21 protein-coding genes are annotated in these 23,127 nt (G+C 69.9%); 11 read left to right on the top strand and 10 right to left on the bottom strand.

Annotated features, from left to right (window positions below; all coding sequences use genetic code 11):
• Positions 1-2: 2 nt before the first annotated feature.
• Positions 3-551, bottom strand: coding sequence for a YceI family protein (locus tag OED01_RS05760; protein ID WP_264157421.1), 549 nt, complete (start codon positions 549-551; stop codon positions 3-5).
• Between the two features lie 77 nt (positions 552-628).
• Positions 629-1,015, bottom strand: coding sequence for an Rv3235 family protein (locus OED01_RS05755; RefSeq protein WP_264157420.1), 387 nt, complete (start codon positions 1,013-1,015; stop codon positions 629-631).
• A 125-nt stretch (positions 1,016-1,140) separates the two neighbouring features.
• Here OED01_RS05755 and OED01_RS05750 point away from each other — a divergent pair, with 125 nt between their 5' ends.
• Entirely contained in the window at positions 1,141-1,722 is a 582-nt protein-coding gene (locus OED01_RS05750) for a hypothetical protein (protein ID WP_264157419.1), read from the top strand.
• Positions 1,723-1,743: 21 nt separating this feature from the next.
• On the opposite strand, the gene OED01_RS05745 is transcribed toward OED01_RS05750, so the two are convergent.
• The gene (locus OED01_RS05745) at positions 1,744-2,019 is read right to left on the bottom strand and encodes a helix-turn-helix domain-containing protein (RefSeq protein WP_264157418.1); all 276 of its coding nucleotides are present in this window, start codon (positions 2,017-2,019) and stop codon (positions 1,744-1,746) included.
• A gap of 99 nt (positions 2,020-2,118) precedes the next feature.
• On the opposite strand from OED01_RS05745, the gene OED01_RS05740 reads away from it, so the two are divergent.
• Entirely contained in the window at positions 2,119-2,730 is a 612-nt protein-coding gene (locus OED01_RS05740; protein ID WP_264157417.1) for an SAF domain-containing protein, read from the top strand.
• Positions 2,727-4,004 (top strand): AAA family ATPase, encoded by a 1,278-nt coding sequence (locus tag OED01_RS05735; RefSeq protein ID WP_264157416.1) that lies wholly within the window; start codon positions 2,727-2,729, stop codon positions 4,002-4,004. The genes OED01_RS05740 and OED01_RS05735 overlap by 4 nt, the downstream gene beginning before the upstream one ends.
• On the opposite strand, the gene OED01_RS05730 is transcribed toward OED01_RS05735, so the two are convergent.
• Positions 3,895-5,121 carry a pyridoxal phosphate-dependent aminotransferase gene (locus tag OED01_RS05730; RefSeq protein WP_264157415.1) on the bottom strand — a complete coding sequence of 409 codons (1,227 nt, stop codon included), beginning with the start codon at positions 5,119-5,121 and terminating at the stop codon, positions 3,895-3,897. The two genes, OED01_RS05735 and OED01_RS05730, sit on opposite strands and share 110 nt — an antisense overlap.
• Positions 5,122-5,238: 117 nt before the next feature.
• On the bottom strand, positions 5,239-8,037 hold the full coding sequence (gene secA, locus OED01_RS05725; RefSeq protein WP_264157414.1) for a preprotein translocase subunit SecA: 2,799 nt from the start codon (positions 8,035-8,037) through the stop codon (positions 5,239-5,241).
• Positions 8,038-8,214: 177 nt separating this feature from the next.
• On the opposite strand from secA, the gene OED01_RS05720 reads away from it, so the two are divergent.
• A complete protein-coding gene (locus OED01_RS05720) occupies positions 8,215-8,820 on the top strand; it encodes a PadR family transcriptional regulator (protein WP_264157413.1) in 606 nt (201 codons plus the stop codon).
• Between the two features lie 101 nt (positions 8,821-8,921).
• Complete coding sequence (locus tag OED01_RS05715) at positions 8,922-10,256, top strand: coiled-coil domain-containing protein (RefSeq protein ID WP_264157412.1); 1,335 nt, start codon at positions 8,922-8,924, stop codon at positions 10,254-10,256.
• Between the two features lie 116 nt (positions 10,257-10,372).
• Here OED01_RS05715 and hpf read toward each other — a convergent pair whose 3' ends face one another.
• The 5 genes from hpf to mtrA form a co-directional block, all read right to left on the bottom strand.
• Entirely contained in the window at positions 10,373-11,029 is a 657-nt protein-coding gene (gene hpf / locus OED01_RS05710) for a ribosome hibernation-promoting factor, HPF/YfiA family (protein WP_264157411.1), read from the bottom strand.
• Between the two features lie 120 nt (positions 11,030-11,149).
• Positions 11,150-11,782 (bottom strand): ComF family protein, encoded by a 633-nt coding sequence (locus tag OED01_RS05705; RefSeq protein WP_264157410.1) that lies wholly within the window; start codon positions 11,780-11,782, stop codon positions 11,150-11,152.
• A 107-nt stretch (positions 11,783-11,889) separates the two neighbouring features.
• Positions 11,890-13,593 carry an LpqB family beta-propeller domain-containing protein gene (locus tag OED01_RS05700; RefSeq protein WP_264157409.1) on the bottom strand — a complete coding sequence of 568 codons (1,704 nt, stop codon included), beginning with the start codon at positions 13,591-13,593 and terminating at the stop codon, positions 11,890-11,892.
• Entirely contained in the window at positions 13,590-15,314 is a 1,725-nt protein-coding gene (gene mtrB, locus OED01_RS05695; RefSeq protein ID WP_264157408.1) for an MtrAB system histidine kinase MtrB, read from the bottom strand. The genes OED01_RS05700 and mtrB overlap by 4 nt, the downstream gene beginning before the upstream one ends.
• An 8-nt stretch (positions 15,315-15,322) precedes the next feature.
• The gene (mtrA, locus tag OED01_RS05690; RefSeq protein WP_264157407.1) at positions 15,323-16,003 is read right to left on the bottom strand and encodes an MtrAB system response regulator MtrA; all 681 of its coding nucleotides are present in this window, start codon (positions 16,001-16,003) and stop codon (positions 15,323-15,325) included.
• 170 nt (positions 16,004-16,173) lie between these two features.
• Here mtrA and OED01_RS05685 point away from each other — a divergent pair, with 170 nt between their 5' ends.
• From OED01_RS05685 to OED01_RS05660, 6 genes are all read left to right on the top strand, one after another.
• Positions 16,174-17,562, top strand: coding sequence for a hypothetical protein (locus tag OED01_RS05685; protein WP_264157406.1), 1,389 nt, complete (start codon positions 16,174-16,176; stop codon positions 17,560-17,562).
• Positions 17,559-18,197: a DUF4129 domain-containing protein gene (locus OED01_RS05680; RefSeq protein WP_264157405.1), complete on the top strand. Its 639-nt coding sequence runs from the start codon at positions 17,559-17,561 to the stop codon at positions 18,195-18,197. The genes OED01_RS05685 and OED01_RS05680 overlap by 4 nt, the downstream gene beginning before the upstream one ends.
• A complete protein-coding gene (locus tag OED01_RS05675) occupies positions 18,194-19,396 on the top strand; it encodes a DUF4350 domain-containing protein (protein WP_264157404.1) in 1,203 nt (400 codons plus the stop codon). Before OED01_RS05680 ends, OED01_RS05675 begins: the two co-directional genes overlap by 4 nt.
• Before the next feature lie 52 nt (positions 19,397-19,448).
• A complete protein-coding gene (locus OED01_RS05670) occupies positions 19,449-20,423 on the top strand; it encodes an AAA family ATPase (protein ID WP_264157403.1) in 975 nt (324 codons plus the stop codon).
• Entirely contained in the window at positions 20,424-21,734 is a 1,311-nt protein-coding gene (locus OED01_RS05665) for a DUF58 domain-containing protein (RefSeq protein ID WP_264157402.1), read from the top strand.
• Between the two features lie 157 nt (positions 21,735-21,891).
• Positions 21,892-23,037, top strand: coding sequence for a hypothetical protein (locus OED01_RS05660; RefSeq protein WP_264157401.1), 1,146 nt, complete (start codon positions 21,892-21,894; stop codon positions 23,035-23,037).
• Positions 23,038-23,127: the final 90 nt, after the last annotated feature.

Here is a 23,127-nt window from a genome sequence, read left to right as displayed (position 1 = left end):
AGTCAGGACACCTTGATCGCGGAGATCTCGAACTCGAGGGTGATCTTCTCCGAGACGAGCACCCCGCCGGAATCCAGCGGAACGTTCCACTCCAGCCCGTAGTCGCGACGCTGCAGACGGCGCGTGCCCTCGAAGCCGGCACGCAGCTTGCCGTCAGCATCCGTCTCGATGCCGATGAGCGCGAGCGGGATGACGACCTGCTGCGTGACATCGCGGATGGTCAGGTCGCCCGTCACGGCGAACGCATTGTCGTCGACCTCTTCGATGTGCGAGCTGACGAAGGTGATCTCCGGCCAGCGCTCGGCGTCGAAGAAGTCGGGCCCGCGCAGGTGGTCGTCACGCTGCTTGTTGCGCGTATCGATGCTGGCCACACGCAGGATCACCCGAGCCGACGAGTTCGACGGGGTGCCGGTGTCGACGTGCAGGTTGCCCGCGATGTCGTTGAAGGAGCCGCGCACGGTCGTGACCATGGCGTGCCGCGCCGAGAATCCGATGCGCGTGTGCGCGGCGTCGAACTCCCAGTCGCCGTTGACTCTGTCGAGGTCGTTCATCAGGCTCCAACCCAATCACGGTGCGGATGCAACCGGTCGAGCATACCAAGCCGGATGGTCACGACCCGGCGCCGCGATCACAGCACGGCGAGCGACGTCGCCCGCCAACGGCGATCGAGACCCTCGAGCCGCATGGCGACGGCGCGCGTGCGCCCCGGACCCGCCACGATCACCACCGCCTCGACGACGCCGTCCGCGGGGGCCGTCTGATGCACGGAGAGGATCGCGAACACCGGCCGACTGGGACGCACGCCCCTGGCGCTGCGGGCACGGGCAGAGAGGTTCGCGCGCGTCACCAGCTTGCTGTACGCCTCCTCGCTGAACCAGCGGGCGAGCTGATCGACCTCCCGCACACCGGCGAAGACCTCGAGCGCGCCCTGCGTGAGACTGCGCAGCAGTGGTTCGGGGTCGGGCAGCTCGGCCGCGGGTGTCGGCTGATAGGAGAAGTACTCATGCAGTGTCATGTCCGGCCGTTCTCGTACGTCTGGTGCCGAAAGTAGACCACGTCGGCGGCGCCGCGTGCGGATCTCGGGGGCCCATTGTGGATAACTCGTACATGGCGGGTGCCGCGTCCTCTACGCTCGATGCCGTGCATTGGGATGGGCTGTTCGAGGACCTCGAGGGTCAGCTCGCTTCCGAGTGGGAAGCCGAGCGCGCGGCGCTGGATGCCGAGTCCGAGCGCCTGCGGATCTCGCGCATAGAACTGCGCGCCCGCCTGCGCACGTTGGCGGCGATGACGTCATCGGTCACCGTCGAGCTGCCGATCGGACAGGCTCTCACCGGTCGGATCGACGAGATCGGTGCGGACTGGATCGGCATGACGCCGCTCGCCGGTCGAGGGATGTCGCTGGTGCCGCTGACGGCCGTCCGCGGCATCCGGATGGACCACGGCGCGATGCTGGCGAGTCTCGACCCTGCGCTCCCCGCCTCCGACCTCCGCGAACGCATGACCCTGGGTTTCGTGCTGCGTGATCTCGCCCGCCGCCGCATTCCCGTGGCGATCGAGAACGTGGACGGACACCGACGGCACGGGACGATCGACCGCGCGGGGGCCGACCACCTCGACCTGGCCGTGCACGATGCGGGATCCCCGCGAAGAGCGCAGGACGTCCGCGCCTATGCCGTGATCGCGTTCGCCGCCGTCACCAGGATCGATCTCGAGCGGCGATGATGCGCCGAGGCCGTGAGCGGTTCACGGCCGGTGCGGAGTCGTACCCCACACCTCCGGGAAGCTGGCCTCGTTCGCCTGCCGCCACAGCGCCATGCGGCGCGCGTGCTCCGACTGCTCGGCGAGGTATTCGGCCAGGCTGCTCTCCTCGACGCGCCAACGCGCTGGAGACCCGAGCTGCGATCCGCGCAGTCGCCCCTCCTGAACGAGGGCGATGACTTCATCGACCTCCAGGCTCAGCAGCTCGGCGACCTCGGACGGGGCGAGGAAGCGCGGAGCGCGCGACGATGATTCGGGCATACCCCCTATTGTCCACGCTGCGCGGCTCGCGCGCCTGGGGCCGGCACCCCTGTGGATAACTTCCGCGGCATCGGGTCGATTTCTGTGACGATGTCGATCATGACCACGCACACGCGCATCCGCCGCACGCCATGGGGCGACGCCCGCTTCTGGATCGGCGTCGCCCTGGTCGTGCTCTCGGTCGTCGGAGTCTGGCTGATCGTGAACGCGTCGCGGTCGACCACGCCCGTGCTCCAGGCCGACCGCACGATCATTACCGGGGAGGCACTCAGCTCATCCGATTTCCGCGTCGTCGAAGTGTCGCTGGGCGCTGCGGCCGACGCGTACCTCGCGCCGCAGGATCTCACGGCCGATCAGATCGCGACGCGTGCACTGTCCGAGGGAGAGCTGCTGTCGTCGGCGGCCGTGGGCGACGCCGCCGACGCCCGCACGACGACGATCGTCGTGGAGAGCAGTGTCGGCCTCCCCGCCCGCGTGGCCCCAGGCACCGTCGTCGAGCTCTGGCAGGCGCCGCCGTTGGAAGAGGGGTTCGAGGAACCGCGCATCCTGGTCGCCGACGTCACCGTCGCTTCGCTCGTCGAGGAGGAGGGCATGATGGCGCAGGATCGACCGGCGGTCGAGATCGTGATCGATCGGGCGGACGTCTCCGCGGTGCTGTCGGCCATCACCGGCGGCGCCGCGCTGTCGATCGTTCCGATGGGCTCGCGATGAGCGCCGTCGTGATCGCGCTGGACCAGCCGCGAGCATCGGCGCTCGCGGAGGAACTCGCCGACCTCGGCGTGACCGTGATCGATGTGCTGCCCGTCGGCGCCGTGCCGGGCGCGGCTTTCGGCGAGATCGACGCGCTGATCATGCCCGCGACGCGGAACGCGCTGTCCGCCGAGGTCGTCGCCGCCTGCGACAGGGCCGGCATCCGCATCATCGCGCTCGGCGACGGCGACTCGCGACTTCTCAGCCGGTTCGGCATCACCGGTGCTCTCCCGGCCGATGCCGCGGCCACCGTCATCGCATCCGCCCTGGCGGACGACGCTCCCCCGGCGCCGATGCCCGCACGCACGGGCCGCACGCGCGTCGTGGCGGTCTGGGGACCGCACGGAGCGCCCGGCCGATCCACCGTCGCGATCCAACTGGCTGTCGAGCTCGCGCGTGCGGGGCATCGCACGGCCCTGTTGGACGCCGACACGGTGGCGCCGTCCCTCGCCCTGCTGCTCGGGCTGAGCGATGAGGCGCCCGGCCTCGCGGCCGCATGCCGACGGGCCGAGCTCGGCGGACTCGACCAGGCCGAGCTGAGCAGGCTCGCGGCGAGTGTCGAGACCTCGGGCGGCAGCGTGGAGGTGCTGGGCGGCCTGAACCGTCCGAGCCGTTGGCCGGAGCTCTCGGCCGATCGGCTGCGCGGGACCCTCGCCGCCTGCCGCGACTGGGTCGACCGGTGCGTGGTCGACACGTCCGCCGCGTTCGAAGCCGACGACGAGGTCACCTGGGATCTCGAAGGCCCGCGGCGGCATGCGGCGACGGCCGCCGTCCTCGCCGACGCGGACGAGATCGTCGCCGTCGCCTCGGCCGATCCGCTCGGCGTGGCGCGGTTCCTCCGCGACCACGCCGAGCTGCGCGGCATCGTCGGCGACACCCCGGTTCGGGTCGTGGTGAACCGGGTCCGGCCGGGTCCGCTCGGAATCGACGCGCGCGGTCAGGTCCGCCGAACGCTGGAGCGATTCGCCGGCATCACGGACGTCGGCTTCCTCCCGTACGATCAGCGCGCGACGGACGCCGCACTGCTGCATGCGCGCCCCGTCGCCGATGTGAGCCCGCGTTCGCCGCTCGTCGCCGGCATCCGTCGCCTCGCGCACGCCGGCGGCGAGACGACGGATGCCGCTGTCACTGCCGGTAGTCGGCGAGGAAGTTCCCCAGGCGTTCGATCGCGTCGCCGAGCACGCGCGGTTCCGGCAGGGTCACGACGCGGAAGTGATCCGGGGTGGGCCAGTTGAACCCGGTCCCCTGCACGAGCAGGATCCGCTCGGCCACCAGCAGGTCGTAGACGAACTTCTCGTCGTCGTGGATGTCGTGCACGTTCGGGTCGAGACGCGGGAACGCGTAGAGCGCGCCCTGCGGCTTCACGCACGAGACGCCGGGGATGGCTTCCAGCCCTTCCCACGCGACATCGCGCTGCTCATGCAGACGCCCGGACGGAGCGATCAGCGCGTCGATCGACTGCACGCCCGACAGCGCCGCCTGAACGGCGTGCTGCGCGGGGACGTTCGGGCACAGCCGTGTCGATGCCAGCAAGGTGATGCCCTCGATGAAGCCCTTGGCGTGCGCCTGCGGCCCGGTGATCACCAACCATCCCGAGCGGTATCCGGCGACGCGGTACGTCTTGGACAGGCCGTTGAAGGTCAGGCAGAGCAGGTCGGGAGCGAGCGTCGCGGTCGGGATGTGCACAGCGTCGTCGAAGAGGATGCGGTCGTAGATCTCGTCGGACAGCAGCAGCAGCTCGTTCTCACGGGCGATCTGGACGATGCCCTCCAGAACGGCCTTGGAGTAGACCACGCCGGTCGGGTTGTTCGGGTTGATGATCACGATGGCCTTGGTGCGAGGCGTCACCTTCGCCCGGATGTCCTCGAGGTCGGGCTCCCATCCGGCATCCTCATCGCAGAGGTAGTGCACGGGGGTGCCGCCGGCGAGACTGGTCATGGCCGTCCACAGCGGGTAGTCCGGTGCCGGGATCAGCACCTCGTCGCCCTCGTCCAGGAGCGCCTGCATCGTCATGGTGATGAGCTCGGAGACGCCGTTGCCGAGGTAGACGTCGTCCGGGTCGACCGCGGGGAAGCCCTCGATCTGCTCGTAGCGGCTCACCACGGCGCGCCGCGCCGAGATGATGCCCTTGCTGTCGCTGTAGCCATGAGCCGTCGGCATCGCCGCGAGCATGTCGTGAACGATCTGGTGCGGCGCCTCGAAGCCGAAAACCGCCGGATTGCCCGTGTTCAGCTTGAGGATGCTGTGCCCCTCGGCCTCCAGTCGCGCCGCCTCTGCGGGGACCCGTCCACGGATCTCGTACAGGACGTTCTTGAGCTTCGACGACTGGTCGAACTGGCGCGAGTGGGTCATTGAGAAAGCCTATCGCCGCGCAGACGGTGCTTCTCGCCCGGCGGCCAATGCGTGATCCACCGGCACCGGATCGGCTCGGACCCGCCGGCCGACCGAACGGTCAGCCGGCGGAATCCGTCACTTCTTCTTGCCTGCGCGGCGCTGTGCGCGGTTCTGCGCTGGAGCGTTCTGGTCGCCGGAGGTGGGCTGACCGAACGCACCGCGCTCGGCGGGGGCATCCTCGGCGGGGGCCGCTGCGGCCGCGGCCGCTGCGCGGCGCACCCGCTCGGTCGCCGCCTGCTGCACCTGGCCGCGCTCGTTGCGCACCTCGACATCGCCGGAGTCGCTCGGCGCGGAGTACTCCAGCCGCTGCTCAGGTGCGCCGTCCACCAGGCCCTTGGCCTCGACGGAGGCCGTCTCGGAATCGCCGGCGCGGCGTACCTCGACCTCGAGGTTGTAGAGGTAGCCGACCGACTCCTCCTTGATCTGGCCCATCATGGCCTGGAACATGGCGTAGCCCTCGCGCTGGTACTCGATCAGCGGGTCGCGCTGGGCCATGGCGCGCAGGCCGATGCCGTCCTTGAGGTAGTCCATCTCGTAGAGGTGGTCGCGCCAGCGGCGGTCCAGGACCTGCAGCACGACGCGGCGCTCGAGCTCACGGGTCGCCGGGGTGCCCAGCGTCGCCTCGCGGTTCTCGTAGGCGATCTTCGCGTCGGAGAGCAGCTCGCGGATGAGCCCCTCGGAGGTGATGCCGCCCTTGCGGCCCTGCGCCTCGGAGACGACCTCGTCGATCGTGACGCCGACCGGGTAGAGCGTCTTGAGCTCGGTCCAGAGCGCATCGAAGTCCCAGCTCTCGTTGTGCCCCTCGGCCGTGTGGTCCTTGACCACGCCGGTGATGGCATCCTCGATGAAGTGCTGCACGCGGTCGGCGATGTCGTCGCCGTGCAGGATCTGACGGCGGTCGGCGTAGATCGCCTCGCGCTGACGGTTGAGGACGTCGTCGTACTTCAGCACGTTCTTGCGCATCTCGGCGTTGCGCGCCTCGACCTGCGACTGCGCGCTGCGGATCGCACGGGAGACGAGCCCCGACTCGATCGGCACGTCGTCGGGGAAGTTCGTCCTAGCGAGGATCGCCTCGGCGGCGCCGGACTGGAACAGCCGCATGAGGTCATCGGTGAGGCTCAGGTAGAAGCGGCTCTCACCCGGGTCGCCCTGACGTCCCGAACGTCCGCGCAGCTGGTTGTCGATGCGGCGCGACTCGTGCCGTTCGGTGCCGAGGACGTAGAGACCGCCCGCCTCGACGACCTTCGCGCTCTCCTCCGCGACGATCGCCTTCATGGCCTCGTAGGTCTCATCCCAGGCGGACTCGTACTCCTCCGGCGTCTCGGCCGGGTCCAGCCCCTTGCCCTTGAGCTCCTGCACGGCGAGGAACTCGGCGTTTCCACCGAGCATGATGTCGGTTCCTCGGCCGGCCATGTTGGTGGCGACGGTCACCGCGCCCAGCCGACCGGCGCGCGCGACGATCTCGGCCTCGCGCGCGTGGTTCTTCGCGTTGAGGACCTCGTGCTTGATGCCCTTCTTCGCGAGCAGTCGCGAGAGGTATTCGCTCTTCTCGACGCTGACCGTTCCGACGAGCACGGGCTGGCCGTTGGCGTGGCGCTCGGCGATGTCCTCGACGACCTGGGCGAACTTCGCGGTCTCGTTCTTGTAGACCAGGTCCGCCTGGTCCTTGCGGATCATCGGGCGGTTGGTGGGGATCGGAACGACACCGAGCTGGTAGGTCGACATGAACTCGGCCGCCTCGGTCTCGGCGGTACCGGTCATGCCGGCGAGCTTGTCGTAGAGGCGGAAGTAGTTCTGCAGCGTGACGGTGGCGAGGGTCTGGTTCTCGGCCTTCACCGGAACGCCCTCCTTGGCCTCGATGGCCTGGTGGATGCCCTCGTTGTAGCGGCGTCCGACGAGGATGCGTCCGGTGTGCTCGTCGACGATCATCACCTCATCGTTCATGACGACGTAGTCGGTGTCCTTCTTGAACAGCGCGAGCGCCTTGATCGAGTTGTTCAGGAACGAGATGAGCGGCGTGTTCGCCGACTCATAGAGGTTGTCGATGCCGAGGTAGTCCTCGACCTTCTCGATACCGGGCTCGAGCACACCGACTGTGCGCTTCTTCTCGTCGACCTCGTAGTCCTCGCCCTCGACGAGGGTGCGGGCGATCTTGGCGAACTCGGCGAACCACCGGTTGGCCTCGCCGGAGGACGGACCGGAGATGATCAGCGGCGTCCGGGCCTCGTCGATGAGGATCGAGTCGACCTCGTCGACGATCGCGAAGAAGTGGTCCCGCTGGACGAGGTCCTCCTTGCGCCACGCCATGTTGTCGCGCAGGTAGTCGAAGCCGAACTCGTTGTTGGTGCCGTAGGTGATGTCCGCGGCGTACTGCTCGCGGCGAACCGCCGGCGTCTGGCCGGAGACGATGATGCCGGTGGTCATGCCCAGGGCGCGGTAGACGCGGCCCATGAGCTCCGCCTGGTACGACGCCAGGAAGTCGTTCACCGTGATGACGTGCACGCCCTTGCCTGCGATCGCGTTGAGGTACGTCGGGAAGGTGGCGACCAGCGTCTTGCCCTCACCGGTCTTCATCTCGGCGATGTTGCCCATGTGCAGCGCGGCGCCGCCCATGATCTGCACGTCGTACGCGCGCATGCCCAGGGTGCGCTTGGCAGCCTCCCGGACGGCGGCGAAGGCCTCGGCCATGAGCTGGTCGAGGGTCTCGCCCTTCTCGAACCGGGCCCGCAGCTCGATCGTCTCGTTCGCGAGCTCCTCATCGGTGAGCTTCTCGAAGTCCGCCTCCAGCGCACCGACCGCCTTCACGACCTGGTTGAGCCGGCGAAGGATGCGACCTTCACCCGCGCGCAGCAGCTTCTCAAGAGGATTCGCCACTTAAGTCATCTCCCTGTTCTGGGTCAGATCCCGGCCGCCCCGATGGGGCCGGTGCCGGGCATACTGTGCCATGTTACCGGCCTGTGACCTGCGCGTCGCCTGCATGGGATCGTCCGCGACCTTTCCGCGTATCCATATACTCGGTATGGCTTTCGCACTCCACCCGAAGGGGCCCGCATGTCCGTACGTCAGAGCCTGCTCGCGATCCTCGATCAGGGGCCGTGCTACGGCTACCAGCTGCGCGCCGAGTTCGATCGGCGGACAGGGTCGACCTGGCCGCTGAACGTGGGTCAGATCTACAACACCCTCGAGCGTCTCGAGCGCGACGGACTGGTCGCGCGCGGCGACGCCGACGACCAGGGACACGTCTACTGGCGGATCACGGATGCCGGATCCGCCGAGGTCGCGTCGTGGCTCTCCTCCCCCGTCGAACGCGGCAGGGCCCCGCGCGACGAGCTGGCGATCAAGCTCGCGGTCGCCGCGACGCTCCCGGGGATCGACGTGTCCGCCGTCATCGAGAACCAGCGCTTCGCATCCCAGCACCGGTTGCAGCAGCTCCACCGCGCCGCGGTCGCAGCTGGAGACCGCACTCCCGAGGAGCTCGCGCTGTCCCTCGTCGTCGATTCGATGATCTTCGCCGCCGAGGCCGAGCTGCGCTGGCTCGATCACGCCGAGCAGCGTCTGGCCGCGCATCCGCAGCACGCGATGGCTCTCGAGCTCGCCACTGAGCGCCCCAAGCGCGGGCGCCCGGCCAAGGTCGCGAGCGCGGGCGCACTCGCGTGATGCGCCCTCCCGCGATGCCGGGCCGACCGTGCGACCAGCACACCGTTCGCCTCAAGCGGATGCACAGCCGAACAATCGCCGAAGGAAAGTAGGATCGGCTCATGGCTGGATTCTGGGGCAGACGCAAGCGCGAAGAAGAAGCGGCGCAGTCCGCGCAGGATGCCGACCTCGCACGCAGGGCCGAGCAGGCGCTGGTCGCCGCCGATGAGCGCATCCGCACCGCGAGCGACGAACTGGTCTTCGCCGAGGCCGAGCTCGGGGCGTCCCTGACGTCGGACCTCAAGGCCGCGCTCGACGCCGTCCGCACGCACCTGCGCGAGGCGTTCCAGTTGCACCAGCTCAATCATGACGAGATCCCGGACACCGCGGAGGAACTGCGCACGCGCAACGCCCGCATCGCCCAGCTGTGCGAGTGGGCCGAGCAGCTGCTGGACGAGAAGACCGCGGCGCTGGCCCAGCAGATCGCCAAGGTCCGCCAGGCTCCGCAGATCATCGCGCAGCTGCGGCAGGATGCCGAGACGCTGACCGCTCGCCTCCCCCACGCCCGCACGACGATCGAACGCCTCTCGGCGCGATACTCGGAATCGGCGATGGATCAGATCTCCAACGCGGCCGATGAGGCCGAACAGCTCATCGCGTTCGCCACGCACGGCGCCGACGTGTCCGAGCGTCGCCGGGCCGCCAGGCAGAACGAAGAGGCCAATCTCGCTCTGGAGACGGCATCCGAGGCCGTCCGCCGCGCCGGTGTCGTGCTCGATGCCGTCGAGGACTTCGAGATCGAGGCGCTGCGGGCGGAATCCACGCTCGCCGAGGTCGTGGCCGACTCCCGCGGCGACATCATCGCCGCCCGTACTGCTCCTCAGGTCCCCGCGGTCGCGTCCGCGGTATCCGAACTCGAGAAGGCGCTCGCCTCCCTCGCGCCGTCGGGCAGCCGCAACGACCCGTTCGCGGAGCTCAGCCGGCTCCGCACGGCGAACACCGCGCTCGACGAGGCCATCGCGACAGCGCGCCACCGCATCGACAACCCGCTGCCTCCCCTGGAGCACGTGCAGCACGCGCTCGACGACGCCGACCGTCAGCTCGGCGTCGCCCGGAGTCTGATCGCGGGGCACCGCGGCTGGATCGGCGCGGACGCCCGCACGCGACTGGCCGAGGCAGAGCGTCTCCGGACGGACGTGCCGACCCTCCTGCCTGCGGAGGAGACCAGGGAGCAGGCACTCGCCGCGGCCCGTCGGGTCGCACAGCTCGCCTCCGAGGCCCTCCAGCTCGCCCAGCGCGACATCGACTCGGCCCGGCCGCAGCAGCAGGTCGACGGATGGGGCGGCGCACCGGGCTGGGGCGGCGGCGGACGTCGCGGCGGCGGAGGCGGCGACCTCGCCTCCGGTATCCTCGGCGGCCTCGTGATCGGCAGCATCCTCGACGGCATCTTCGACTGACGCCGCCGCGAGGCCTCGACTTTCACGAGACCTCCCGGCGACGACGAAACCTCCTCGTATTCGCGTGAATACGAGGAGGTTTCGTCATTCGGACGGGGTCTCGATGCCCCGACAGGTCAGGACGCCAGCGCCTCCTCAGGCGACGCCTGGGTCGTGAGCGAGATCACGCCGTAGTCCCATCCCTTGCGCCGGTACACGACGCTCGGGTGGTCGCTGCGGACGTCGACGAACAGGAAGAAGTCGTGTCCGACCAGCTCCATGCGGTCGACAGCCTCCTCCACGGTCATCCACTCCGCGTCGAAGTTCTTCGTACGGATGACGACCGGCGAATACGCTTCCTCCTCCTGCGGCTGCACGGGGACGGATCCCGTCGCGACCGCGTGCAGGACGTCGGCGGATGCCGGCTGCACGTCGATTCCCTCCAGGGCTCCGCTGCCCTTCTCGAAATGGGCACCTCTGGGGTGCTGGCGGCCGTCGACGCGCTTCTCCTTGGCGCGCCGCAACTGCTCCGACATCTTGTCGAGGGCGAGATCCAGGGCGACGAACTTGTCGCCGTCCGTGGCCTCCGCGCGCACGACGGGCCCCTTGCTCACGAGCGTGAGCTCGACGGTCTCGTCGGGAATGCGACCGCCTCGATACGCACGATGGGTGACCTTGACATCCAAGCGCTGCGCACGGGCCGCGAGCGTGGAGATCCGGGCGATCTTCTCCTCGACAACGGTGCGAAAGCGATCTGAGATGCTCACTCCCACGCCGACGATGCTCGTTTCCATTCCTGCCTCCTTGTCCCGGTCCTCCCGGCCAAGGGCGGACCGTGGTCGCCTTGTGAACCCCTACCGTAGTCCCCGTTCCGATGGATGTCACGGCCCATTTGCGCTGTGTCGGCCGGGTGTTCACCTCCGTCGCGGCGTGGCGGCGAGCGCGAGCGCTCCGCGGACCCGGAATCCCGCCTCGGCGAGCACGCCGCACGCCTCGGTGAGGGTCGCGCCGGTGGTGATCACATCGTCCACGACGACCACTTCCTCGCCTCGTCCGGAGCGCCGCGCGCGCATGCTCCCCTCGACGTTGCGCGCCCGCTGCGCACGTCCGAGCCCGCGCTGATCGTCCGTGCGGCGTCCTGGGACGAGCAACCGGGTCGGAGCGCGTCCGCACGCGTGCACCAGCAGCTCCGGCACGCGGAAACCGCGGCGTCGGAACGCCGTTCGAGAGGTCGGCACCGGCACGAGCAGCACACCGGGGTCCGACGGCACGATCGCCTGCAGTGCAGCGGCGAGGGGCTTCACGAGGCGGGTGCTCCCGTCGGCCTTCACCGCCCGGATGCAGCGCGCCGCGGTGCCGTCGAAGGACAGCGCGGCCGTGGCCGTCAGCGTCCCGGTCAGCGCACGGCGAAGCGGCGCAGGGCGCAGCAGGTCACGGCATCCGTCGCACAGCACGCGGCCCGGTGCGTCGCAGCCCGCGCACGAGGCCCCCAGCAGCACGCTGAGGACCTCGTCGAGCAGCCGTGGCCCTGAGTCCTGGATCGTCACCCGGCCAGTGTGCAGGGCCCGCAGCCACGCGCGCACACGCCAGGGCGGCCATCCCCGGCATCCGTGGAGAATCCGACGATGCCCGCTTCTGTGCAGAGCGGCCGCGCTCAATATCCGGCGCGGGTGCCGAGCACGAGCACGCCCTCGTAGAACTCCTGCCACGCCGAGGCGCGCGGCGCGAACAGGGTGCCTCCGGCCCCGAGCATCCGCACACCGGCCTGCGACTTCGCACCCGCGAACGCGATGCTTCCCGCGGGAGCGGTCCGCTCGCTGCCCGGCCCGCCGACGATCTGAGTCGTCAGGGTGGCATTCTCCCCCTCGACCAGGATGCCGAGGCTGTCGGATCCCAACCACACGACGCCCTGCGCCGGCGTGCTCAGCTCGACCACCTCGTGCGTGGGCCCGAGCCCGGTGGGGACGTTGTTGTCGTCACGCAGGATCACAGCCGTCACGACGCTCTGGCGTCCGCCGATGGTCACCAGCGCGGCGATGCGCACGCCGTCGGTCGAGACGCGCAGCGCCGAGACGGCGGATGCCTCCGGCCACGCGTCCGCGATGCTGTAAGGGGTGACGTCCTCCGTCCATGCGTACAACCGTTGCGGCGCCCCGGCCTGCGCCGACCAGATGTATCCGTACGGATCGATCGACGGGCGCACCAGACCGGCCCCGGCGGGGAGCTCGTTCAGCTTGCCGTCGGTGATCGCGTACACCGCGCCCGTGCTCAGCTGCACGGCGGCCAGCCCCTCGCCCTGGGCCAGATCGATCGCCGAGATCGGCTGTTCGATCTGCGCGAGCGCGTCGCTGATGCCGGCGATCGGCGTGACCTCGCCACCGACCAGGCTGCCGAATCCGTCCTCGGTGAGCACCACGGTGCTCACGTCTGCTCCGTCCGGGGCCAAGCCTGCCTCATCGGCATCCAGTTCGCTGCCGTTCACGGTGAAGCGCACCTCGCTGACGCCGGTCGCGACCAGGCTCTTCTCCAGCTGCGTGCGCATGCGCGCGAGCGTGCCGGCGTCCAGCGACAGCGCGGCGTCGGTGAGCGCGACGCTCGCGATCTGCTCGGAGACCGGGACGGAGTTGCCGTCGAGCAGGACGTCGGCCGGGAACGCGCTGTGCACGGCCGGCTGGAGCCAGTCGCTCGGGGTGCCCTCGATCGCCGCCTGCGTGATCGACGTCGCGACGTTGGAGCCGCGCGGATACCACCGCACGTCCGGCACGAGGTGGCGCCAGCTCTGGTCGTAGTACTGCAACGCGTAGCGGCTGAACACCTGCTGGAACGAGCCGTCGTCGAGCACGATTCCGTCCGGGGCGCTCGTGATGCGCCACTCGCCGTCGTCGTCTCGGGCCAGCTGGAACGCCAGTTCCGTGTTGCCCGTCGCCTCGGTGTAGCGTCCGTCGGCATCCACGCTCGCGCGCTGATCCAGATCGACCGTGACATCGGCGGTCTCGGCCTCCTCGATCTCCTCGGCGCTGTCGGCGCTCGAGGCGTACGCCCGGGAACCGGCGACGTCGATCGTGACGCCGGCACCGGGGCGCCACGTCTCCGCGAACTCGGGCGCGAGGAACTCCTTCGCGATCGACCAGTTGTCGGTGGGCGTGATGGAGGCCTCCAGGAACCCGGCCACGATCACCTCGGGTCCCGCGCCGGCGATCGGGCTGGACGCGCGCTCGGTGAACGGCGAGTCCGCTTCGACGTCGCCGACCGGAAGCCCCGGCAGCACGGGACCGGACGTCGGGAGTCCGGCGCATCCGGTCAGGACGGCGGCGAGTGCCACCACGACGACGCCACGCAGCACGGTCGAGAGCCTCATGATCCATCCTCCCGCTCTCGGTCGGTCTCCGGGTCGACCGCACCGTTCGCCTCAGCATCCAGTTCGTAGCGCACATGCGCTATGTGCAGGGGCTGGGTCGCGTCGGAGAGATCGCCCAGCACGTCCTCGGGTTCCAGCGACACGGGTGACGGGCCCTGGAGCAGCCCCGGCTGGCGAGGGATCGTGAGGACGAAGTGGGATCCCACGGCGAGCTCGGACCACACCGCAAGCGTGCCGCCGTGCAGACGCGCATCACCGAGCGCGATGGAGAGCCCGAGGCCGGTGCCGCCGATCGTGCGCTGCCGGGATGGGTCCGCGCGCCAGAACCGATCGAACACGCGCTCGGCGTCGGCCGGAGACATCCCGAGCCCGAAATCGCGGACGCCGACTGCGACGGCGTGCTGGTTGCTGTCCACGGTCACCACCACCGGACGCCCCTCGCCGTGCTCGATCGCATTGCCGATGAGGTTGCGCAGCACCCGGCGCACGCGGCGCGCATCCATGTCCACCGGCGAGTAGCCGCCCGGTGCGACCAGACGCAGTTCGGTGCCGTGGCCGTCGGCCAGCGGACGCATCTGGTCGATGACGTCCTCGGCGAGATGGGCGAGGCTGGTCGCCTCCAGCTCGAGCTGCACCGAGCCGGCGTCGTAGCGGCTGATCTCCAGCAGGTCGTTGAGGAGCGTCTCGAAGCGCTGCACCTGGGTGTGCAGGAGTTCGGCCGTGCGCGCCGTGGTCGGGTCGAAGTCGCCGCGCTGGTCGTTGAGCATGTCCGCGGCGAGACGGATCGTCGTCAGTGGGGTCCGGAGCTCGTGGGACACGTCGGACACGAACCGCTGCTGCACGAGCGAGAGCTCGCCCAGTTCTTTGATCTGCGCCTCGATGCTGTCCGCCATGGCGTTGAACGAGCTGCCCAGCGTGGCCAGCTCGTCTTCGCCGTGCACCGGGATGCGCACGCCGAGATCGCCGGCGGCGAACCGCGCACTGGTCTCCGCCGTCTCGACGATCGGGACCGACATCGATCGCAGCACGATCCACGAGATCGCCGCGATGATCGCGACGAGCGAGAGCCCGGCGACCCACAGAGTGCGCTGGACGAACTGCAGCGTCTGCTCCGAATCGGCCAGGTCGTAGGCGATGTACACCTCGTACGGCCCGACGCCCGGTACGAACATCTGCTGCCCGACGATGATGCCCGGCACCTCGGAGCCGTCCTCGGTGAGCGCCACGGACTGCCAGGACTGCACGTCGTCGAGCTTCTCGACGCGCGTGCGCAGGGTCTGGCTGACGAGGCCGTCATCGAGAAGCTCGATCGAACCGAAGGTCGGCGGTGCGTATCCGCCAGGGTCGATGTCGCCCTGGAAGACGGCGATGCGATCCGACGACGACGTGCCGCGGAGGTCGCGCTGCACCACGCGCCACAGGGCGACGAACGCGGCGCGGTCATCGCCGACCTCGGCCGCGTCCAGTGTGGTCTGCGCGGCGGCGACCGCGCGGCGGGCATCGGCCAGCGCCTGATCCTTGCGGGATTCGAACAGATCGTTGGCGATCACGAGCGCCATCGTGCCGCACGTGACGAAGACGGCGGATGCCGTCAGCAGCAGCGTGATCGTGAGAGTGCGGAAGCGCAGCGACCGCCGCCACAGCGCACTCGTGTTCGCCGGCCAGCTGCGCCAGTCGCGCCAGAGCCCGACCTGCGTGACCGTCGCGGTCGTCGCGATCACGCGGACTCCTAGACGACGGTGCCGGCGCGATAGCCGACGCCGCGGACCGTCATCACGATCTTGGGGTTGTCCGGGTCGAGCTCGACCTTGGCGCGCAGGCGCTGGACGTGCACGTTCACCAGACGCGTGTCCGCCTTGTAGTGATAGCCCCACACCTGTTCGAGCAGCATCTCCCGCGAGAAGACCTGTTGCGGCTTCGACGCCAGCGCCACCAGGAGCTGGAACTCCAGCGGGGTCAACGCGATCGAAGCCGTCCCCCGGCGCACCTCGTGCGCGTCGACGTCGACCACGAGGTCACCGATGCGCAGCACCTCGCTGGCCGCCTGGGTCGACGGCCGCAGGCGCGTGCGGATGCGCGCGACGAGCTCCTTCGGGTTGAACGGCTTGACGATGTAGTCATCGGCTCCGACCTCGAGCCCGCGCACCACGTCCGCCGTGTCGCTGCGGGCGGTGAGCATGATGATCGGGATGCCGGATTCGGCTCGGATCCGCGTGCAGATCTCGATGCCGTCCATACCGGGGAGCATCAGGTCGAGCAGGATCAGGTCGGGGCGCTGGGTGCGCCATTCCTCGACGGCACGTGCGCCGTCGGCGCAGAACACCGGCTCGAATCCCTCGGTGCGCAACACGATCCCGATCATCTCGGCGAGTGCGGTGTCGTCGTCGACAACGAGGATGCGTGAGGTCATGTGTGCCCAGCTCCGACTTTCTCCCAGGGCGACCGTCGGGAACACACCGACCGGTCGCAGATTTTCCCAGCGTACTTCACGACACGCCGGGATTCACGGAACCCTCGCCACCCCGTCGAGCGTCGTCAGGGGTATGACACGATGGGAACAGCACTGTCGGAGGGAGCGCCGTGAGCGGACAGACGTGGACACCCGCCCCGAAGCGGGGCATCGTCCCCCTTCACCCGTTCACCTTCGGGATGCTGCTCGGCAGGGCGTTCGCGGTGCTGCGCCACAACCCCAAGGTCGTGTTCGGCTTCGCCGTCGTGATGCAGCTGCTGATGACGATCGTGGCGAGCGCGATCATGGTCACGGTGCTGATCGTCACCATCCTGCGGCTCCAGAACGTGCGCCCCGGCTCCCCCGACTTCGAGCCGCTGCTGGTCGGTTCGCTCGCGATCAACGGCCTCGTCGCGTTCGGCGTCGGACTGCTCTCGCTCGGGTTCACCGCACTCGTGCAGGGCATCGTGGCCGCCGAAGTGCGCTTCGCCGCCGTCGGCGAGAAGGCGCGACTCGGACAGCTGTGGACGCAGGTGCGTCCGGTCTTCTGGCGCCTGGTCGGTTTCGCCCTGCTGCAGATGCTGTTCACGCTCGGCGTCATCGCGGTCGCCGGTGGCATCATCGTCGGACTCGTGCTCGGCGCCGTCGGTGGCTCCTCCGACTTCCTCGGGCTCGGGATCGGACTGATCCTGCTGGTCATCGCCGCCAGCATCCCCCTCTCGGTGTGGTTGTGGACCAAGCTGCTGCTCGTGCCGAGTGCGCTCGTGTTCGAGCACGCCACCCTGCGCGAGGCGCTCGTGCGCAGCTGGCGCCTCACCCGCGGCCGGTTCTGGGTCGCGTTCGGCGTGATGTTCCTGATCAACCTGATCATGGGATTCGCCGCGCAGCTGGTGAGCGTCCCGCTGTCGCTGCTGTCGAGCTTGCTGATCCCGATCATCGCGCCGACGGGCGCGTCATCGGACCCGGGGACCGTGATCGTGGCCGCCGTCCTGGCCACCGCCCTGCCGCAGATGCTCGTCCTCGTGATCCAGGCCGTCGCGCTGGTCGTGCAGGGCACCGGAGCCGCGTTCGTGTACATCGACTGCCGGTACCGCTACGAAGGGCTCGATCAGACGCTGATCGCGTTCCTCGAGCGGCGAGATCTCGGCTGGTCGCGCGAGCAGCTCGGCGATCCCTTCGCCGTCGATCCGACCCGTGCGGTCACGAACGCGCCACCGCCGAAGCAGGTCCCCGATCATCTCCTGACGCAGGCCGGCTGGGCGCAGGCTCCCGGGTACGCGCAGGCCCCGGGGTACGCGCCGTATCCCCCGCAGTACGGGGCGGGCCAGACGCCTCGCTCTCCCACCCCGGTCGCCGGTCCCGCCGCCGCTCCGAATCCGGTACCCGCCGCGCCGCCCTACGCTCAGCCGGTTCCGCCGCCCGCTCGCCCGCAGCATCCGGCCCCCGGACAGGACGCGGGCGCCGTGCAGCCGCAACCGCCCTCCGACAGCCCGTGGGCGCCACCGGGCGGCCGAGGATGACGCTGCCGTTCGAGCGCTTCGTGCCGGACGGCGACGAGGCACGGCGATGGGCGGAGCAGGAGCTCGCCGAGCCCCGCTACGACGAGGCGAGGCCGACCTGGTTCGACCTGCTCGCGCGCGACGTGCTGCGTTATCTCACCGACCTGTTCACGCCGGACGGCGGCGGGCAGGTCGGCCCGCTCGCGCTGGTGATCGTGTGCGTCGTCATCGTCTCCGCACTGATCGCGGCCCTCATCGTCTGGGGGCGGCCGAGGGGCTCGCGCGCCGTGCGTGCGGCCGGGCGCAGCCTTCTCGGCGAGCGCGACGATCGATCGGCGACGCAGCTGCGGTCGGACGCCGACCGGGCCGCGCGGGCCGGCGATTGGGATGCCGCGACGATCCTCCGCTTCCGCGCACTGGCGCGGGGGCTTCTGGAGCGCGATCTGATCGACCCTGCACCGGGAGCGACGGCGCAGGCGATCGCGCGCGACACCGCGCATGTCTTCCCGGATGAGCACGCCGCCCTCCGCGACGCCGCTGGGGCGTTCGACGATGTCCGCTATCTCGAGCATCCGTCCTCCGAGGCGCGCTACCGCGCGCTGTCCGCTCTCGACGAGCGACTCGCCGCGCGGCATCCGGAGGCGGTGCCGGCATGAGCACCCCCGCGACGAAGCCGACCGAACCGGCCGCATCCACGGCGGTCGCGCGGCCGCGCCGCATGCGCCGCGGACTGGGCTGGGTCGTCATCGCACTGCTGGTCGTCGGGGCGGCGCTGCTGATCATGCAGATCAGCGCGTCGACGACGGTGCCTTTCCGCGGCGGCGGGGACCCAGACGGCACGGGCGACAACGGCATGCTCGCGCTCACCGAGATCCTGCGCGAGCAGGACATCGAAGTCGAGGTGGTTCGGACGCGTGCGGACGCCGTCGCGGCCATCCACGACGACACCACGCTGGCGATGACGGATCCGTTCGCGCTGTCCGACGAGGCGGTCACGGACCTGCTGGAGCCGGCCGACCGGGTGGTGCTGCTCTCGACCAGCACGCGCATGCTGGACCTCCTCGAACTCGGCGAGCCCACGTCGGCGAGCACCTCGGCAGCTGTGACGGCATCCTGTGACCTCCCCGAGCTCGCCAGGGTCGGAGAGATCCGCCCCGGTCGTATGTTCGTCCCGGCCGCCGGTGTCACGGGCTGCTATCCGGATGCCGAGGGCAATGCAGCTCTCCTCGTCGACGACACCGACGGACGACGCGTCGCCATGATCGACGGCACGCGCCTGTTCGGCAACAGCTACCTCGCCGAGGACGGCAACGCCGCGCTGGGACTTGCCCTGCTGGGGCAGACCGGCCACGTCGTCTGGTACGTGCCGTCGATCGCCGACGGCGACGTCGAGGCTCAGACCGAGCCATCGCTGGGCGAGCTCACCCCGCAGTGGGTCACACCCGCGATCGTCATGCTGATGCTCGCCGGCATCGCCGCGGCCGTCTGGCGGGGGCGCCGCTTCGGTCCGCTGGTGGCCGAGACCCTGCCCGTCACCGTGCGGGCCTCCGAGACCATGCACGGTCGCGCGCGGCTGACCGCGAAGGCGGCCGATGCCGGCCATGCGGGGGCTGCTCTGCGCGACGGCGCCGTGCGTCGGCTCGCCCGTCGGCTCGGCCTGCACGATCGCGCGGGCGCCGCTGAGGTCGCCGACGCCGTCGCCGACCGGCTCCGGATCCCCCGGACGGGCGTCCAGAACCTGCTGAACGGCGCGCTCCCGGTGACGGACGACGCCCTGATCGACCACGCACGACGGCTCGCCGACCTGGAATCCGCCGTCGACCACGCCCTCCGCACCGAACGGGGAACACGATGACCCGCGCCGGCGCGATGATCGCCACCGAACCTCTGCCCGTGGAAGGGAAACCATGACGACCCCATTGACGAACCCCTCGGATGACGCGGCACTGCGTCAGGCGATGCACCGTGTGCGCCAGGAGGTCGACAAGGCGGTGATCGGTCAGGCGGGGACGGTGACCGGTCTGCTGGTCTCCCTGTTGGCGCGCGGCCATGTGCTGCTGGAAGGCGTCCCCGGCGTGGCGAAGACGCTCGTGGTGCGGTCCTTCGCGCGAGCGCTCGGCCTGGACACCAAGCGCGTGCAGTTCACGCCCGACCTCATGCCCGGTGACGTGACGGGATCGCTGGTCTACGACGCACGCACCGGCGAGTTCGAGTTCCGCGAGGGTCCGGTGTTCACCAACCTGCTGCTCGCCGACGAGGTCAACCGCACTCCCCCGAAGACGCAGGCCGCCCTGCTGGAGGCGATGGAGGAACGCCAGATCTCCGCCGACGGTGTGAGCCGCCCGCTGCCGGATCCGTTCCTCGTTGCCGCCACCCAGAACCCGATCGAGCACGAGGGAACGTACTCTCTGCCCGAGGCGCAGCTGGACCGCTTCCTCATGAAGCTCGTCGTGGCCATGCCGGAGCGCGACGCCGAGGTCGACGTCCTGCGTCTGCACGCCGGCGGCTTCTCGCCGCGGGCGCTCACCGGCATCCAGCCGGTCGTCACGCCGGAGGAGATCCGCGCCGCGCAGGATGCCGCCGGGCGTGTCGACGTCACGGACGACGTCCTGGGCTACGTCGTCGACCTCGCGCGCGCGAGCCGGCAGTCGCCGTCCGTCCAGCTCGGCGCGAGCCCCCGCGCCTCCACCGCGCTGCTCGCGGCGGCCAAGGCATGGGCATGGCTCAACGAGTCCTCCGCCGTAACGCCCGACCACGTGCAGACGATGCTGGTGCCGGTCTGGCGCCATCGTCTGCAACTGCGTCCGGATGCCGAGATGGAGGGCGTCTCGGCGGATGCCGTGCTCACCGCCGTCGTGCAGCAGACCAGGGTGCCGATCTAAGTGTTCGTCACCGGCCGCTTCCCCCTGCTCATCGGGTTGGGGATCATCCCCGTCGTCGTGCTCTCGTCGACGACGGGAACCGCGGCGTGGGCGGTCGTGGGCGGCTGGCTCCTGCTGTGCCTCGTGCTGCTCGCGGTGGACGTGCTCGCCGCCGCATCTGCGCGGGCAGTCGTCGTGACGCGGCGGGTTCCGCCGCGGGCCCGCCTGAACGAGCCCGTTCCGGTCAGCATCGCGCTGCACAACACCGGATCGCGGACACTGCATGCGCGCATCCGGGACGCCTGGCAGCCGACCGCCGGCGCCGGTGCGGACCGGCCTCGGCTGGTGGTGCCGGCCGGTGAGCGGCGCAGGATCGACGTCCCGCTGCATCCACGTCGCCGAGGGGAACTGGTCAGCGACTTCGTGATGATCCGGTCCATCGGCCCACTCGGCGTCGGTGGGCGACAGGCTCGGCATGATATCCGCGGCGCCGTGCGGGTGCTGCCCGCGTTCACGTCGCGCAAGCACCTGCCCTCCCGTCTCGCCCGGTTGAAGGAGCTCGACGGTAACACCAGCATCCAGGTCCGTGGGCAGGGGACGGAGTTCGACTCGCTGCGCGAATACGTCCGCGGCGACGACGTGCGATCGATCGACTGGCGCGCCACCGCCCGTGCGGGCACCACGATGCTGCGCACGTGGCGCCCGGAGCGCGACCGTCACGTCGTGATCCTCATCGACACCGGACGGACCGCGGCGGCGCGCGTCGGCGACGGCACCCGGCTGGAAGCCTCCCTGGAAGCCGCACTGCTGCTGGGCGCGCTGGCCTCCCGCGCGGGCGACCACGTGCATCTGGAGCTGTTCGACCGCGTCGTCCGGGGGCGCGTGACCGGTGTGGACGGCGCCGGTCTGCTGCCTGCGATGACGGATGCGATGGCGCCGGTGCACGCGGGTCTGGTCGACACCGACTGGCCGGCCGCGTTCGCGTCGTTGCGGTCGCTGACGACCCGTCCGTCGTTGATCGTGGTGCTGACCGCGCAGGATGCCGCCGAGTCGGCCCGAGGCTTCCTCGGCGCCTTCCCAGACCCCGGACGCGCCACCACGGTGCTCGTCGGCTCTGTGACCGACACGTCGATCGCGGAGATCTCCCGCGGCCGCGGGTCGCGGGAGGAGATCTACCTGGCGGCGGCCGCCGAACGCACGCTCCGCGATGCGGAGAACGTCGCCGATGCGGTGCGCCGTGCAGGCGGTGAGGCGATCGCCGCCGACCCCGAAGCCCTCCCCCCGCGGATCGCGGACCGCTATCTGGAGCTGAAGGCCGCCGGGCGGCTGTAGTCGGCGGCGAGCGATCGCTTCGGATGCGGTCTCGGCCCCGGCCGCGGTGTCGTTCTCGGTCTCGGCGTCCTGTCCGCCCACCGCCTCTCCCGCGTGTCCGGGTTGATGCGGGTGCGCGGGCTTCGCACTCTTCTCAACCCGGACATCTCCTCAGGGCGTGTCCGGGTTGATGTCGGCTGTCTCGCCGATCACCCGCGCGATCCCGGACACGCACTCGCCCTGCCCCGATCGGCACCGCGCACGAACTCTCCACCATTTCCGTGGAGACCGTCCATCCACAGGCACGATCACTCCGGCCCTTCGGTGGAATGTGGCGATGACCGCAAAACGTCCGCTTCCTCCGGCCCTCCAGAATCGTCCGTTCTCGGTGCGCGAAGCACGCGATGCAGGGGTTTCACGATCGCGATTGCGCGCCGGTGACCTCGAGATTCCGACGAGAGGCGCGCGGCGATTGATCCTCCCAACCGGAACACGAGCATCCGACGCCGGCTTGGAAGACCCCTCCTCGCACGCTGTCCGGCTTTCCCGGATGAGGGCCGATCTCATCGATCGCGCAACCTCTTTCGCACCCATGCTGACGGACGACCAGTTCGTCAGCCATTCGTCCGGCCTGGCGCTGATGGGCGCACCGCTGCCGTTCACGCATGATCGCGAGTACATCCTGCACATCTCCGCCCGACGACCGAGTGCCCAACCTCAACGCCGAGGAGCAGTCGGGCACCGCCTTCAGCAGCGCGACGCCGACCGTCTGATCCTGGACGGTGTCCCCATCGAGACTCCGGCGAGACTCTGGCGGCAGGCGGCCACCACCTGGAAACTCGACGATCTGATCGTCGCCGGAGACTTCCTGGTCTGCCCGAAGAACGGCCTCCTCAGCATCGACGATCTGTGGCGTGAGATCGAGGAGGCCGGCGATGTGAGACGCGGCATCCTGACCCGTGCGATGGAGGAGATCCGCGTCGGTTCGGAGAGCTCGGGAGAGACCGAGTTGCGCCTGGCCCTTGTCCGCGCGGGGCTTCCTGAGCCCGATCTCAACTGGACGCTGCTCGATGAGCGGGGCGGATTCGTCGCCCGCCTGGACATCGCGTACCGCCGGTACCGCGTGGCTCCCGAGTATGACGGGCGCGGACACGCCACCGGAGCGCAGTTCAGAAAGGATGCGGATCGATGGGACGCGATCCGCGCGCAGAACTGGGACCACGTGCGCATCCTCAGTCACCATCTGCGTCCGAATCCGCAGGTCGCGGTGGACAAAGTGGCTCGTGCCCTGATCGCCGCCGGCTGGATCCCCGGCCAGGGCTGAGAAGCATGTCCGCCTTCGTGCTGGTGTAGCCCTCCGCCACCCGCAACAGCCCTGACATGGATCCCCGGTATGTCCGGGTTCCGGCGGCCG

Source organism: Microbacterium sp. M28 (genome assembly GCF_025836995.1).
Lineage (GTDB): Bacteria > Actinomycetota > Actinomycetes > Actinomycetales > Microbacteriaceae > Microbacterium.
Note: the sequence above shows the minus strand (reverse complement) of the source record. Positions and strands in the feature narration are given on the sequence as shown.